At 43.3% G+C, this 15,614-nt stretch carries 12 protein-coding genes; all 12 read right to left on the bottom strand.

Going from position 1 to position 15,614, the window contains the following annotated elements:
- Window positions 1–7: 7 nt before the first annotated feature.
- On the bottom strand, window positions 8–1,948 hold the full coding sequence (locus LQ567_RS16910) for a type II secretion system protein GspD (protein ID WP_231006399.1): 1,941 nt from the start codon (window positions 1,946–1,948) through the stop codon (window positions 8–10).
- A 200-nt stretch (window positions 1,949–2,148) separates the two neighbouring features.
- On the bottom strand, window positions 2,149–3,573 hold the full coding sequence (locus tag LQ567_RS16905; RefSeq protein ID WP_231006397.1) for a GspE/PulE family protein: 1,425 nt from the start codon (window positions 3,571–3,573) through the stop codon (window positions 2,149–2,151).
- Window positions 3,573–4,175: a hypothetical protein gene (locus tag LQ567_RS16900; protein ID WP_231006395.1), complete on the bottom strand. Its 603-nt coding sequence runs from the start codon at window positions 4,173–4,175 to the stop codon at window positions 3,573–3,575. The genes LQ567_RS16905 and LQ567_RS16900 overlap by 1 nt, the downstream gene beginning before the upstream one ends.
- Complete coding sequence (locus LQ567_RS16895; RefSeq protein ID WP_231006393.1) at window positions 4,111–4,536, bottom strand: prepilin-type N-terminal cleavage/methylation domain-containing protein; 426 nt, start codon at window positions 4,534–4,536, stop codon at window positions 4,111–4,113. The genes LQ567_RS16900 and LQ567_RS16895 overlap by 65 nt, the downstream gene beginning before the upstream one ends.
- Window positions 4,537–4,819: 283 nt before the next feature.
- Window positions 4,820–5,044 (bottom strand): hypothetical protein, encoded by a 225-nt coding sequence (locus LQ567_RS16890; RefSeq protein ID WP_231006391.1) that lies wholly within the window; start codon window positions 5,042–5,044, stop codon window positions 4,820–4,822.
- Window positions 5,045–5,101: 57 nt separating this feature from the next.
- A complete protein-coding gene (locus tag LQ567_RS26075) occupies window positions 5,102–5,230 on the bottom strand; it encodes a hypothetical protein (RefSeq protein WP_262909621.1) in 129 nt (42 codons plus the stop codon).
- Between the two features lie 415 nt (window positions 5,231–5,645).
- Window positions 5,646–6,116 (bottom strand): hypothetical protein, encoded by a 471-nt coding sequence (locus LQ567_RS16885; RefSeq protein WP_231006389.1) that lies wholly within the window; start codon window positions 6,114–6,116, stop codon window positions 5,646–5,648.
- A gap of 155 nt (window positions 6,117–6,271) precedes the next feature.
- The gene (locus LQ567_RS16880) at window positions 6,272–6,523 is read right to left on the bottom strand and encodes an RHS repeat-associated core domain-containing protein (RefSeq protein WP_231006380.1); all 252 of its coding nucleotides are present in this window, start codon (window positions 6,521–6,523) and stop codon (window positions 6,272–6,274) included.
- A 551-nt stretch (window positions 6,524–7,074) separates the two neighbouring features.
- Window positions 7,075–7,380, bottom strand: a complete 306-nt coding sequence (locus LQ567_RS16875; protein ID WP_231006373.1) for a hypothetical protein — start codon at window positions 7,378–7,380, stop codon at window positions 7,075–7,077.
- Window positions 7,381–7,383: 3 nt separating this feature from the next.
- Entirely contained in the window at window positions 7,384–7,587 is a 204-nt protein-coding gene (locus LQ567_RS26315; protein WP_394800400.1) for a colicin D domain-containing protein, read from the bottom strand.
- A 562-nt stretch (window positions 7,588–8,149) separates the two neighbouring features.
- Window positions 8,150–8,989, bottom strand: a complete 840-nt coding sequence (locus LQ567_RS16870) for a hypothetical protein (protein ID WP_231006371.1) — start codon at window positions 8,987–8,989, stop codon at window positions 8,150–8,152.
- Between the two features lie 13 nt (window positions 8,990–9,002).
- A complete protein-coding gene (locus LQ567_RS16865) occupies window positions 9,003–15,557 on the bottom strand; it encodes an FG-GAP-like repeat-containing protein (protein WP_231006369.1) in 6,555 nt (2,184 codons plus the stop codon).
- Window positions 15,558–15,614: the final 57 nt, after the last annotated feature.

Genomic DNA, 15,614 nt, shown 5'->3' with positions numbered 1-15,614 from the left:
GGCTGGATCAATTATAAACAATGGTGGGTTTAATAAATACCACGGACACTACTTTTACATTTCTGCGATTGCGCGAGCTGAACAACCATTTTAACACGGGGATCCGTCCCAGCAGGGGGATGCCGTCATAACTATCGCCTTTCTCGGTACGTTCGATGCCACCCAACAACACCATATCATCATTTTTTACCCGGATGATGGATTTAAACTTACTCGTTGCCGTGGGCGGCGGCTCATTGATCTTGGTATCTGCCGTGAAATTGGAAATATCCATTTCCATGTTTAATGTTACATCCTCATCCGCCGATACAAAGGGGGTGATCTTCAGCTCCAGGTTGGCTTCTACGGAATTAAATTGTTTCGTGGAAACGATCGTTGGGTTTAAAGAGCCCAGGGTATTTTGTGTAGATATCTCATAATACCGCGTATTTCCGATACTCAAAGATGCGGCGTGCCCGTTGAGTGTGGAAAGCTTCGGCGTCTGCCGCATCTCTACGTTCTGGCGGTTTTCGATGGCCTGCAATTGCAGGTAAAAATTAGGTGTCACATGCCCCAGGTTGAATACATTGTTCAGCCCGATCTTATCGATAATATTATTGATAGAGCGGGATCCCAGGGTAAAATCAAGACCACCACCCAGTAAATTTCCACCGGTACGCATGCTATCGGAAATGCCCGCTTTCAGCCCGGCCTTTACCACCGATCCTTTATTGATATCCATAATGATCACTTCAATGGTGATCAGCGGCACTTTGCGGTCCAGCTGTTTTACCAGTTGCTCTACTTTATTGAGCTGTGGCTCCGGACCCGTGGCCAAAAAGGCATTCAATTCTTTAAACTCTTTTACCGAAATATCTTTTTTCAGGTCATCCGGCAGGAAATGTACTAATGAATCTACCGAGCGATGGTGCAGCTGGATCAGGCGTTGGGCACGGATGCCTTCAAAATTCTTTTCACCGATCATATAGATGCCATCCTGCTGTGAAAAGGAATAAGGCGTTCCCAGCAGTATCTTTTGTAATACTTCTGCATACCGCAGGTTATGCGCCTCGGCCGTCACGTTCCCGTTCAGTTCCGCGTAGATAAAATAGGCCACCCCGGCCTGCGCCGAAAGACTTTTCACCAACTCCTTTAACGGCGTGTTTACCGCACTTACATTCAGCAGTTTTTCATCCCCTACCTGGTTGGCATCGATCGACATCCGGCCGGGTGCATTTTTATCGCCTGCGCCTGTTTTACGGGAAATGGTATAGCCATCCGTTGCCGGCCGGGTGTTTTTCAATACATATTCCTCGTCGTCCTGCAGCGCATCCAGGATGAAATTATCACCGCCGCTGGAGGTCATTTTTATGCGGTTGGATACCGCGATCTTTCCCAGTGCTTCACCCACCGGCAGGTCTTTTACATATCCGGATACCAGCTTATTGATAGAGGCCGGCATTACCGCAATGTTTACCCCGGTTAACTGGGTGATCTTTTTGGTTACATCATATAAGGTGTCGTTGGAAAGATCGAGGGAAAGCAGCTTTGTAGAGGTATTATAATCAGCCTTTATCACTTTCGGCGGCGGTGGCAGGTCCAACTTCGGATCCCTGTAATTCTTTACATTAATGATCGTTCCCTGGAAATCATACGCCAGGCTGTACTGGTCTGCAATAAATACCAGCACATCCCGTACCAGGGTATTGGAAAAATGATTGGTCATTTTTTTATTGACATCCGGCGCGATATTGATATTGAGCTTATAGGACTGTGCCAGTCCCCGCATAAAATCAGCAATCGAAATATCGGCCACATCCATCTGTATCTGCTGGTTCAGTCCTGGCAGGTCCATCGACAGCGTAGTAAGGATATTGCGCAGTTGCATCAGCCGGTCCTGCTGTGCCATCGCCGTTTGATGCAGGCAGCAAACCATAAAAAAAATCAGTACAAAATAGAATCGCTTCATAAATATTTCTTCCTAAGCGCCGTATCAAAAGCCGTTTTAAAGTCCGGTTGTTCCCTTGAGTTTATCAAGGTCCGTCCGATGATCCGATCAGCAGATCCTGAAATGAATTCAGCATGCCGATAGCGTGTTTTGATACCGCCTAATATTTCAGTTCTTTTATAAATCATGGCGGCAAATTTATTCGCCGCCTTTCTTATGCTCTAGTTCAGTAACATCGGGTACACTTCCTCCAGCGAGGTTTCCCCCGTTTTCAGCAACTCAAAAGCATTATCGGCCAATGTTTTTATCTGTTTCTCTTTTAAAAGCCCATCTACCCGGGAGCTGCCTTTTTTTATTTCATCCGCCAGTTCCCCATCCACGGGTATTACCTCATAAATGGCTTTCCGCTTACGGTAACCGGTATTGAAGCAATGACTGCAGCCCACCGGCACCCAATGCGTATTTAATGCCTGCGGCGGCCGGTAATTTTTGGGGAAGAACGAAGGCAAAAAGGGTTCTTCCCGTTTGCAATCCGGACAGAGCAGGCGCACCAGCCGCTGCGCCACAGATGTATTCAGCGTATTGGCGATCAGGAAGGGCGGAATGTTCATATCGATCAGGCGTGACACTGTGCCCCAGGCCGAGTTGGTATGAATGGTGGAAAGCACGAGGTGCCCCGTCAGCGCAGCCCGTATGGCCATATTGGCCGTTTCGGCATCCCGGATCTCCCCCAGCATGATCACATCCGGGTCCTGACGTAAAAAAGTACGCAGGGCCACGGCAAAGCTCAGCCCGATATTTTCTTTTACCTGTACCTGGTTGATCCCTTTTAAGGTATACTCGATGGGGTCTTCAATGGTCAGGATATTCTTGGTAGAAAGATTAAGCAGCTTCAACGTGGCATACAGGGTAGTGGTTTTACCCGACCCCGTAGGACCGCTGATCAGCACAATGCCATAGGGCTTTTTTAATCCTTCGAGGTAATTATTTAAATCATTTTCCGAAAAGCCCAGGGTTTCCAGCCGGATATCGGTGGCATCATTGCTGAGCAACCGCAGCACTACTTTTTCGCCGTGCAGGGTGGGCACGATCGAAACCCGGATATCAAATTTATCATTGCCTTTCTGGAAAAAGATCCGTCCATCCTGGGGCAGCCGTTTTTCTGCGATATCCAGGTTGGCGCTGATCTTGATCTTGTTGATAAGGGCGGGATATTGCTTTTTCTCGATCAAGTAACGCAATACCAGCAATCCATCTACCCGGATACGCACCCGGCAATCATTTTCATACGTTTCAATATGAATATCGCTGCTCTTCAGACTTTTAGCCTCCGCGATCAGGTCGTTTAAAAAATGATCGGGGTGACCAGTATAAAAATTATGCTGTCCGCGCTGGTCGGCCGTATCCTTTTTTGCATAGGCCTCGCTGATTTTCCGGGTAAGCAGTGCCGTATCCAGTTGCTCAAACCTCACCGGATGACCGGTGATCAGTTCCAGTTCCTCTTTGTGCAGACTAAGCTCCGTTTCCGTTGCAGCCGCATCCGCCCATAGCAGTAACACACCGTTTTCGAAGCCAGCAAATGCCATCTGGTATTTCCAGGCCAGTTCCGGCGTGATCAGCGTTGCTATGTTTGTAGTGGCAGGCATTATGGCTGAATGGCAGATAAGATGAATGAATCTTCAAAAAAATTATAGTTGAGCACCCCCTGGTTCAGGATCAGCAGCAGCCCCAACAGTACCGCCTGCATACCCGCCAGCGGTATAGTAACCGGTGCCTGTTGCCGGCTCCCCGCCACATGCCATACTCCATACGCAATCAATATGGTGCATAAAGACCCGATCATCCAGGCAATAAAATGAAACGGGGCAAACAAAGGTGCGGTTACTACCCAGAAAAGGAGGTCGCCCATGCCCAGCTTGCTCATAAAAAGTGTTTGCAGGGAAATACCCTTCCGCACTTTAAAATAGCCCCATAGCACGGCCATTAAGAGTAGCAGCAGGCATCCGTTGATGAGCAGGTTTGAAACCAGCATGCCGGCCGGGGCACGTAATCCGGCATAAAAAACTACTGTCGCAGCCAGCAGCAGGTAATAATACCCCTCAATGGCCCGGAGCCGGAAATCCCGGACCGCCATTGCCGCAAAAACGGCCGTTAATAAAATCAGGCTTAGCAGTTGCATAGCGTTAGTCCGGAACGGTTTCCACCAGTTTTTTGTTGTGATCGATTTCCCATTGGTTAAACGTGCCATCCCCGTCAAAGTCCACCACAGCCGTAGCCCGGGCCTTAAATCCTTTGGGAGAAGCATCCATGATTTCTATTTTATAATTGGCCTGTCCGCCGTTGGTGGTCAGTTGTTGCTGTTCAAAGGAAATGGCGTTCAGGTCATTGGTATAAACAGAGTTTTCGAAAAAATAAGACCGTTCCAAGGTATACACATGCTCCAGCTGCAGTTTGGCTTCCGTGCTCTTGGCCTTGGAAATCAGCGGCATTAAACTGGGCAGGGCCAGCAATACCAGGATACCGATAATGATCAGCACCACCAGTACTTCGGTAAGGGTAAATGCGGCGTAGCGGTAACGAGCAGTTTTTTTGGGCCTGAGTGTCTTCAAGTCGATCAATTTTTAACTAAAGTAACATTTTTTTTATATTTCCCCGGGTGATTTCAGGAATCAGCAGCCTCTTTTAACATCCTCCTTTCGTTAACGGGTCAATTCCTCTGGCTATTGCGGTATTGGGGTCAAAATGAGGGGTCTGTTTCTCACAAAATTTATGGGGATAAATGTAGGTGCAAAAGGACAAAAAATCAAAAAATATTTTCTGCGGACCCCGCCAGCTCCGGACATCCGCAGTAAACACCCGTTTTTATCAACACTATATCTATTGCTCGTTTTATCAGCGTTTTCTTTTACCCCCAGTAACTTTTTTTATATCCTGTTGCAGCTGTGTTATTTGCTTTTGCTGATCAATGATATAGAGGGTCAGTTCTTCTATTTTTTTCAACAGCATTGCCTGGTTGGCACCAACTGCTACTCCGTTCTGTTCCACTTGTTTAGCAGGCGGCACTTCCGGAAGATGACCGTTCTCCTGGATAAAGTGTTCTACATTTTTTAAGGGCATCAAACGGTAGGAGGGTTTAAAAACATAATCGGGCCAGCCGGAAGCCCAAAGTTTTATTTAGACTTCTTCCATAATGGCTTTGCCGGCAACGGAAAATTTATATCCCGAGGGCGGGGCGGTTGTGCCATATGTTACATAAAACCGCAGGTCCTGCTGATCTACCCTTCCCATTCTATAGGCTTCCATGCCAGACCAGCTTTGAAAATTATTTTACCCGAGACTGGCTTGTTAAAATACAGAGTAGAAGCCGGGCTGCTGTTTCCGATACCAACAGTCCCTGGTTGTAACAAATATTACCGGGGTGGAGTCGCTTCAGGTTTGTGCATTAAGAACTACTGTAGTCAATTGTAATAAACAACAACAGTTAAAATCTTTTTCATTGTATTGTGTTTTGGTAAAAAAGGTTTGAATGTATTTATAAGAAGCTGTTGGCTCCATGAGTTTTGAGAGAAGACAGGTAGGGCCTCTTGAATGCCAAGGCCATTTTACCAGGATCAACACTCCATTTTCTTTTAACTCCTTTCCTCGCAAAAGGACATAATAATGGCTGCGCCAAAAATTAAAAAGAAAGCACTAACGCCGATAATATTTCTTCATTTTTTTATTTTATTACATCCAAGACATATTCTAAATAATTAAGCCCACAAGCGCTACTCCATTTTCCACGCCGCAGGAAGTCCTCTGCCACTATTATAAACTCTTCCTTCTGTGGCCATCTAGATATATTTCTTCTATTAAAAGTCATATAGTTATACTGATATAACGAATCTGCCTCATTAGAAGTAAGTAAACCAAAGGAAACCAAATCGGCCTGACTAATAACTTCTCCGCTAACCGCGCATATCGCTGCTTGGTTTAACATTCGACGTTTATAGATTTTCAAATGGTAAAATAATTTTGTTTTAAGCACACTTTTATTGAGACAGTCTATATGAACGCCGGCATCACTAAATAAATATAGATCATCAAGAATATTACTGATTAGCGGAGGAAATATATGATATGGTTTCTCATTATTCAAAACAAGTTTACAAATTGGACAAATGCTTTTATTTTCAATTATAATACCCATTATTTTATATTTCGTAGCACAAATTGGAATTTTATTAAATGATTCAAAGATATATTGCTTATTCTGCCCCAGAATTTTCAGAGACTTGCAAGTCTGCCGCACTTGCTCCGGCAGGATTTGCGCGGCCGCCACTTGGATCCGTCTTATTCACCGGTTTATTGCCCATCGCCACATAAAAGCTTAAAAATTCGCCCCTTGAGATCCATACTCAACCATCTGCCCACCCGGCTATCATACATCCTCAGCTCAAACGCATTCCATCCCGTTTCCGGATCCTTCTCTGCATATTTTCCCTGGTATCCATAGCGGTATCCATCCGCATCGGTATAACTTCTCTCCGCGATTTCCATTCCAAAGGGATAGTAATCCCGGGAGACCACATAATCTGTGCTGTTCCCGATGGCCATCGGGACTTGTTTTTACCTATACGGCCAGCACATTGCCCAGGTGGTCCTGCATTTCGAAGCGGTAGGCATTGCTTTGCCGGAAATAGATGCCAATTCGGCCGCCGGCACTGAAGGGTACTTCGGAAATATCTGACTCTATAATTCAAAGAGCTTTATGCAATCCTTGTTCTCGCCGGATAACCCTATCTGGCAACTGAATGCACTAACAACAGTACACTGTTACGCTAGTTCAATGCTACTCCGTACTAAATAAAACGGAAGCTTCTAAACTCATTGGCGCTTTTTTGTTTCGACAGGAAATGAAACAAAAACTAATGCAGTAAAAGAGTAACGATTAATACATTACTCGGTCACCGCACATACACCGGGCGATAGGCCTGACAAAGAAGGTTTATTGACTAATATTTCCGTTAATTGCATCCACTCATTAAACGGGCGAAAATTAAAATGGCAAAAATAAGTAACGAATAGCGCAGGTCGGCCATGCAAAACCTTAACTACAGACCGACACTAGAACGCTCCGTGTTCAATACTTCCACTAATGTGCTGAGTTAGACATCGTCCCTCAATTTTTCTCTAGCTTTGGCAAGAATTTCCAGATAGTCAGGGTTAAGTATCTCAGGAACATTTTTCTCCAAAAGTGCTTCTAAATTCCAAAGAGCTCTCTTTTCAGCTTGGTCCTCAAAAAGTTCATTATGCTCTTTTTGATTAAAGTTAATTAACCATTCCAATAAGACTATTGCTTCATCACTACTCAACTGAAGTAACAGAATGCGTTCATTGTTTTTATTATTTTCCATATCTATACCCTTCCCCCGTGTTAGAACATTATCAAATTGTGCAGAATTTAGTTCCAACCGCTAATGAAGTTTCCTGTTTGGTGAAGAAAATACATTTACTCCTGTACTAGGGTTCACGTAATGAATTACAGCTTTTTCCTCATATATACCATTTATCATCCGAACCCCAGTAGCGTTAATGTGCCGATGAATAGCCGCATTAAATTCCGCGTTTTTGGCAGGATTCCATTTGCCAAACACTCCGAAGCCAGGACCATGCTTCATAATTTTTTCTGCAATTGTGAGTTGGTACGAAGTAACACCTTGCTGATCTCGCCTCCACCTTCTGCTACTATAGTTGCCATAGCATGCGTCCCCCTTGGTAACCACTATAAGTAATAGGAGAGCACAGGTAGCCATGCACAACCCCTGACGACAGACCTGCGTCAGAGGGGGATTTTATTCTTTATAGGGTAACACGCCAAATCCTTTCGCTGATGGTCTATTTACACTTGTCAATTTAAAGTTGTCGCTCAAGAAACCCATCAGCCCAACAAAATAAAAAAATATGTTAGGCATGTACTTTTTTTGAGCCTTTATAGGCAAAGGGCATTGTTTGAGTATGCTGCAGCTTCATTGTATTCTTTATCGATTATCACTGATAATAACTAAACTTCTGAAACCTACACAAGAAAATATTGGAACCTTGTGAACACAATTTTCAATCCAGCGCTTGATGGTATAAACTCACCTCTTTTCGAAGAAATTAAAAGAATTTCTGAATAATTGAAAAGGGCTCTTGTCGAAAACATCAATTGTTTTAATATTCAACTTTACGTTGTTCCTCTTACCTGGAAACTTCCGGACAGCTTAGCTTTTCCATTTCTGGTGTATTTCCTGTTCGTCGAGTCAACTCTCCCTTTTGATAAATCAAAGGAACAGAAGCTTCGTTAAGATCTCGAATCCTATTTAAGGTAAAAAATTTATTAATAAAATCATTCAGTTCATAAACATCCCTTTCATTAACCCTAAATACATAAATTTTCCCGTTTTTAATAAACATGAAGCCATTAGAGTCAGAAGTTCCAGTAACTCCATTACTATGAGTCGCTAAAGCTTGACTATATAGTATCAACTCAGGATTATGTTTATTTATGTTATTTATTACCTGTTTAAGATTAGGGATATTTAAAGATCCCTTTCGATTAAATCCCTGTTCTAAATCGAGATATCCAAATGTGCCCCCATAAAAATTAGCAAATGCCATTGTCTTCATTTTATCATCAACACAAGCAAGAGTAAAAATTATTGAACTGTCGATAGTTATGTGTTTGTAGATGTCCTCCTTTTCTTTTAAAGATTCAGTATCTACAAATTGAACAGTTAACATTGGAACAACTTTGTATTCATCTTTATGGCTTAATTTACCCCCATTGCCATATCGGTAGTAAACAATTTTATTATCATGTAAATCAACCTTATCTGGAGGGATGCCATTTTTATCCCGCCCCCAATTTTTATTTTCTAAAACAAAATAATCGTTTACATTTTTCTCAATCTTCGCCAAATAACAATTAACATCCGCTTTCTTATAAAATCGCTTCAGTTGCTCGACAACGGCCTGTGCTTTCGACTTCTGGAAAGGCAAAATCGTAAGCAAAGAGAAAAATAAATACCTGATCTTCATAAACAATCTGTTTTTAAAAGAACCTAAATATACTCAAAATAGAAAGGCCTTTAGTAGAATTAGTAAAGTTATAACTACTTTGCCTAAACGTCAATCTATTTTTTGTAGGATTTCCATAAAAAACTTGCAAGGTCCTCACATTATCTGCATGTGCAGTTGTAACCCCTCCAAAATGCACCGAAAATACCTCTCCATTATTTGCGGCATTACGCATGTAGTTTGCATCAAACAACTTACCATATTCGTTAGGCTTTAGCTGGCTAACATCGGTAAACGTGCCATTAACCAATTTTCGATATGATACCCCAGATGTCGAAACGCCTATATCATCCTGATACTTTGTGAGTGTTTTAAAATTCTCATAGGTTCTCGCATCTCCTCGTCTTGTCTCAATTTCAGCAAACGTGGTTGGAACACAATCGTTTTCCAGTTTCGAACCAACACTGGGAATGCGAAAATCAATCGTTTCATCGGGAATGTCACTATTAAAAAAAGACCATTTATTTCTATTATATCCTACGTCAGATCCCCACCACAAATTTTTGCTGTGTTCATTTGCCAAATTATACCCAGAAATTCCCCCATAAACAAAACCAGAAAGTGCTACCCCTCCCCAATTTTTAAAGAATGGTTCTCCAGTAACAGTATTGGCAATGCCATTTATTAATACATTCTCGCCGGCTTGAAAGAGACCTCTGGGTATGATACCGTCAATTTGAGGGAAAAGAGTTGGTAATTGAATTCCAGCCATACCCATCCCCGACAGCGCACCAGAACCAATGCCGATATAAGTACTAGGGCTTTTCCAATTCCAATCACCAGGATTAAAAGGATTACCACCATTTTCAGACGCACTAAAAAAGTTTGCTTGTACACCTCCAAAATAGGCCATTGCCAAGATAATAAGCGCATCGTCGATACCAAATACTTCACCGGAGGGATCTATAAACTTAAGCGGGTTATTATTGGCATAAGAATACCGATTCAATCCTTGAGTTCCGGCAAGGTATCCGCTATAGTTATCCAGGCTTAACATTCTTCCCGTGTAGGGGTCATACAGTCGTGCATTCATGTTAATCAGCTCAAATGCCTCCAGTTGCTCATGACCTGTATAACCTCGATATAGCCATGCCGGTACTGATGATACTCCTGCATATGTCCAGTTATTCGGATCCCTCTTTCGTCCCCACGCGTCAAAATTCTGCTGGGCAACCACTGTTCCACTGGCATCAGTCACAGTTAAAATACTTCCCAGATAATCCGTATAAACTGCATGCGGCGCACCATTTACGATCATTGCACAAAGACCGTTGCCTCCTTGTACATATATTATGTGATTTACTGTACTTCCCCCATTCAGCACCTGCCTTTCGTAGTTTCCTATAAACAGTTTCGTTTCTAACACACCGCCGACACTCTGCACGGTCTTTATACGTTCGTCATCTACGCCATAGGTAAGATCCAATGTGTTTGCTCCTTTTACTATTTGCAAAGGCCGCTGGAAGCTGCTATAGCTAACACTTAATGCGGCATCATTTATTAAAGGAGAGGCTCCCGCCATCGGGCTTACATAGGCAACCGCGTTTGGTTTGGCCGTCATGTAAGTATAACTTCCGATATCTGACTTTGAAACTATATTGCCAACACTTTGTGACGTGCCCGAACCATCATAACTAATGGCGAACTGCTGTGTGCCATTTACCGCGGCAGTAGTGAGGCGATTGAGATTGTCGTAAGTAAAGACTTCAGTCAGGCCGCGCATGGCATCATAGCGAGAGTTTAAATTCCCGGTTGCAAGATCAAAGTCAAAACGCAGATCCTGTATGCCTGAAGTATAATATTTAGTCGGTAACCCTTTTGTATATGTTATTGTACTTTGCAAACCATTTGCCAAATAGTATCCAGAAGCCTTACCAAAACCATTATAATCCGTTGCATTATAAAGCGTTTGTCCGGCACTCGTTACAGTAGCCAGCATACCTGCATTATTATAGGTTTGCTGCACGATAGTACCACTTGGATATGTAGTCGACGCCAGATTATCATTAGCATCATAGTTATACGTGGTTGTAAAGTTGCCTTCGCCGCTTATTGTCTCAGTTTCCGTGCTAACACGCCGATAGTTGTCGTATACGATTTCTTTTATATGATTCGCATTATATGCCTTCCAAAGTGCCTTGTTATTTGATGTGTTGTAATATTGATAAGTTATGGTACCTTCTACAGTAGTTCTACTGGTTATTCGCCCTACTCCATCGTATGTAAAACTGGTCATTTTACCATTGGCATCAGTCTGTTGGGTCAGCATGTTTGCGGCATCATATTGATAAGTCGAAGTCCCTGCATTGGCATCTGCAAGTTGAATTTTCCTACCATAAGCGTCGTAGGTCACTGTCTGCATTGTTGTCCCATTGACTGCGGTACCACGCAAGGCTCCCTTTTCATTGTAATCATATATGATCGTTCCTCCATGATCTGTGGTTTCAGTTGTCAGTCCAATTGCGTCCTTCTTGTTGCTAATTACCTGACCAGCAGGATTGGTTTGAGTAATGATGATCTGCCCGGATCCTGGATAACTATACGCCAAAGTCGAGGTGCCATGGGGGGTAATCGTTGCTGATAACTGACCGAATGGTCCTCCGTAAACATTGGTCGTTGTAAGCACATCTTCACCAACATAGTATGGAGATGTTGCGGACAGCTCCCTACCCTTGCTATCATAGTTTTGTGTTTGTGTAGTCCATTGGTTATTCCAGCCCAATACCTGAGTTTTGACTGGCCGACCCAGACGGTCATACCATACTTTTTGGTCAGCCTTCACACCATCTGGGTAATCAATAAAGTGATAATAGATTCGAGTTCCGCCAACATTATTATCTACATCCCATGTATCGCCTTCATTGATAATATGTCCAAGGGGAGTTGTAGTTTTTTTTATTTTTCCTGTTGCATCATATTCATAAGTTGTGGTCAGGCTTCCCGTTGTACCATCACCCTCTGTCTTTGTCAACAGCGTAGCCCATAGTGGATGATAGGTGGTCGAACTGGTGTTAACGATGCCGGCACAACTCGCAACTGTGTTGGTTACAAACTTCTGTGCAGCGTCATAAGTATATGTTGTCGTTAGGTCTGGCTTGCCTGGCACTGCATTTACCATTTGTGTGGCATTGCCATAGTTATTATAGGTATACGAGGTTGTAGCCGCTATCGGCGTGGTAGCCCATTCGGTTCTACTTTGTAATAACCCCCGATCCGACGTGTAGGCCATTGTACTGATCTTACTGGACGTACTACTGCCTTTTGTATTGCCGACAGTAACCTGGGTGGCGAAAATGGGTACCAGCGCTTTGCCTGTCTGCGTGTATTGGGTAGTTGTAGTTTCTGCTTCTAGTTCTGTTACATCCGAACCGTTCCAGTAACCGGTCTTGATCACTTGTTGCGTCACGTTATCATAGCTGTCATAACTCAACTCTCTCTTAATTGCGGCACCACTAATCAAATTACGCTCAACGCTCACCGAGGGTTGCACCTTAACCCGATTAAACGAAGTATAATACCTTGTAGCTGAAGTACTCAATGGCACAATGGTATTGGTGATAACCGATGTGCTGAGCAGTGTATCGTTGAGGTATGTATTATTGGTTTTGGATAGTAACAACCGATAATAGCTATTCAACAGACTTATTGACTCAGATTTATCACCAAGAGTTGATGACGTTGTCATTTTAGCAAAGCCCAAAAGCCCTTTCTGCCGGTCTAATACCAGATCCTCATATTTGTAACTTCGCGTTACAGCACCACCAATGCCATCTGGAGATTGAAACGTTTTTACTACTTTAACGGGCACGGCCATTACATTAATAGGGTAGTTGTTGGTTAACGCGCCGGTGGTTGTATATATCGGACTGCTGCTCTTCTCTGCCAGCGACCCATAGGTAAAGGTCGTCTCATTGCCAAAACCATCCGTTACCTTATTCAATAAACTCACATTGCCCAAACTTCCAATGCCATTGGTTCCATTAACCAAATAATATTGCTGCCGGTCTCCCTGGAGTAACTCCTGTTTACCATCGCCGTCAAAATCACCGATACTCAAAGGAAAATATGGTGTATTATTAATACTGTAAGCGCTTGTGACTATTGTGTTTATGGCGTAGTAGTTGGTTACCGGCTGATAATCATATTCCACATAATAGTTGTCTGTCGGCTGACCGGTATAGGGATCGTAACAACCCCCATAATCCGAGTATACAATCATTGCATCAGGGTGCTGATATGAGAAATCATTCCAGTCACTTGCACATACATAGGTAGTTTGGGTGGGCTGATAATTTTCATAATAATCCAGCCCCTTGGAGTAGTACACCGCCTGGCGCTGCTTTACATTATAATAGGTACAGGTCCCATTGTTACATTCATACCCGCCGTTGTCGTTAAAAGATGAATAAGATCCTCCACCGCCCACATATATCGAATAAGATTCTGTATAGGTATCAGACTGAAATATATCTGTTAACCCGTCTCCGTTTAGATCTGCTGCCACAAATCTTGCCGGACGAGGTATTGCGCCGGGTAGTTTTGCAAACTTGTAATCAAAATTAGGAGTATACTGAAGATAGAGTGGCGCAGATTTAAAATCCGTACCAGAACTATAAAATACTGTAGCATAGCTTGAGTTGTTACTGATGCAAGCAACATCTGTTTTCTTATCCCCATTAAAATCCCCCGCCATTACCTGCTTATAACTATTATATGAGATATTGCTTGCATTCAGTATCTGCGTTGCCTGGAAACTATATCCCGAAGTCGCTGAAATCGGATTTATTGCATATACAAGATAACTGTACGCCTTAAAAATAATCAACTCCTGTTTGCCATCACCATCAAAATCTATAGCATAAATAGCCTTTGCATCTTTTGCCTCATTGCCCAACCCCAGGATCTCACTATTATAATAACCATTTGATGTATTGGTAAAAAAGGCCTTATAGGTATAATCATATATCGGTGTTCTGCGGTAAACATACCAACCGCAGAAAAAACAGTCTCTTTTTTCTTCAATATGCTCACCGCTCTGGTATTTATACCCCATAATCGAGATCTCATCGCCCTTTCCATCTCCATCAAAATCGCCCTGAACAAAGGAATTTGCATCCTTTAAATAGAAATTATAGGTATATCCCATCGAATACGGTAAAGAAAGATGTGTCGTATCACCCGTTATCCCACCCGAACCATTGGGTTCAAATTTATCTATGGCCAGATTTTGTGTATAGCTCATTCCATCCTCATGCCAATCACCCCTCGAATCCTGAAATTTATGATTGATGTTCTGAGACCGGATCAACCCTTCCCGGCCGTTACCATTAAAGTCGGTTGGATAGCTTGCATAGGGGCTCGTCAGATCATTCTGTTTTACATAGGAGGCCTGGGGCAGGTTCTGGCTCCATTTTAACTGGGAAGAAAACCCACTTCCCGGTAGGATATCTGTAATAATATCATACCGCTGAGAGGTTACACTGTCGATTACAGTGTAATCCTTATTAAGGCGCGCCTGTTTATCTGCCACCAATAAATCGGTCCGGCCATCCCCGTCATAGTCCCCCGGAACCAATGTCACACCATAACTATTTAAAGTACTGTAATAACCCGAAGTCATAGAAGAACCTTCTTCTCCATCCACATTACCATAGTCAAAATTTGTCAGCACCGAACTTACATTATCTGTCCCCACCAGTTCTATGCTCTTCAGGTAATGGCGCTTCAGCTTTACCTCCTGGTTCAGTTTATAATCTAACTGGCGAACACCATCAATATTAATGGTTATCATGGTTAAAATATGGGAACCTTTGAAGCCTACGCCTCCCACAAATGCAACGCTCGTATTCTGCTTCCATCCATAATTCAGTTGTATTGTTATATTGGAATATGTGAGGTTATCAAGATAGATATCATTATCATACTGGTAGTAGTTATACGTAATCGCATTGTTATTGACATCCTTTGCCGAAGAAATAAACCAGGAAAAGTTCGCCGTAGATCGTAACCGGTCATTTGTCTGCACGCCGTACTCCATTACAGAGCCATCTTTAGACGTAACACGCCACCAATCGGGATCCCCGTTAACCGATCCAAAGGACTCGATCTTACTATAGGTTTTTGCCTCTGTTTCATACACCGTCCCATTGCCCCCGTTCGTACCACTTGTCGGCATAAGCAGCTGCCCATCCAGGTAAAAATTATCATCGGCATTAAAACGGACCGGTATCGTTAAACCGTTATGATACTTTGTCTGGTTACCCCTCGTAATACCACTCAGGCCGGAAAGGTTCCAGCCCCAACCTGCCAGCCCATCCGTTGTCCTCGAATTATAGCTGATCGCCAGGGTTGGCTGCATGCCTGCAACACCCTTCGGCACCTCCACCGGAACACTATACGTAGCAGCCCCATCCAGCGATACTTCCGGCTTGCCATCCAGCACGCCTACAGGCTTTGATAAATTAATCTGAGCAACGGCACCTGAGACCAACAATATTAACAGGCTGATTGATAACGCAACCTTCTTCATAGTCATTCTCATTTTGACTTGATTTAAGTTTTTGGACTTGGTTTGAGGGCATCCCAC

The sequence above is a fragment of the Niabella pedocola genome (assembly GCF_021044425.1).
GTDB classification, from domain to species: domain Bacteria; phylum Bacteroidota; class Bacteroidia; order Chitinophagales; family Chitinophagaceae; genus Niabella; species Niabella pedocola.
The sequence above is the reverse complement of the archived record's forward strand: the minus strand, read 5'-3'. Positions and strand labels throughout refer to the sequence as shown.

Bases quoted from the DNA above. Each gene is read 5' to 3' on its own strand.
- LQ567_RS26075 (WP_262909621.1), bottom strand. From the start codon at position 5,230: ATGGAAGCCTATAGAATGGGAAGGGTAGATCAGCAGGACCTGCGGTTT.
- LQ567_RS16910 (WP_231006399.1), bottom strand. From the start codon at position 1,948: ATGAAGCGATTCTATTTTGTACTGATTTTTTTTATGGTTTGCTGCCTG.
- LQ567_RS16900 (WP_231006395.1), bottom strand. From the start codon at position 4,175: ATGGCACGTTTAACCAATGGGAAATCGATCACAACAAAAAACTGGTGG.
- LQ567_RS16870 (WP_231006371.1), bottom strand. From the start codon at position 8,989: ATGAAGATCAGGTATTTATTTTTCTCTTTGCTTACGATTTTGCCTTTC.
- LQ567_RS16885 (WP_231006389.1), bottom strand. From the start codon at position 6,116: ATGGGTATTATAATTGAAAATAAAAGCATTTGTCCAATTTGTAAACTT.
- LQ567_RS16905 (WP_231006397.1), bottom strand. From the start codon at position 3,573: ATGCCTGCCACTACAAACATAGCAACGCTGATCACGCCGGAACTGGCC.
- LQ567_RS16880 (WP_231006380.1), bottom strand. From the start codon at position 6,523: ATGGCCATCGGGAACAGCACAGATTATGTGGTCTCCCGGGATTACTAT.
- LQ567_RS26315 (WP_394800400.1), bottom strand. From the start codon at position 7,587: ATGAAGCATGGTCCTGGCTTCGGAGTGTTTGGCAAATGGAATCCTGCC.
- LQ567_RS16865 (WP_231006369.1), bottom strand. From the start codon at position 15,557: ATGAAGAAGGTTGCGTTATCAATCAGCCTGTTAATATTGTTGGTCTCA.
- LQ567_RS16890 (WP_231006391.1), bottom strand. From the start codon at position 5,044: ATGCCCTTAAAAAATGTAGAACACTTTATCCAGGAGAACGGTCATCTT.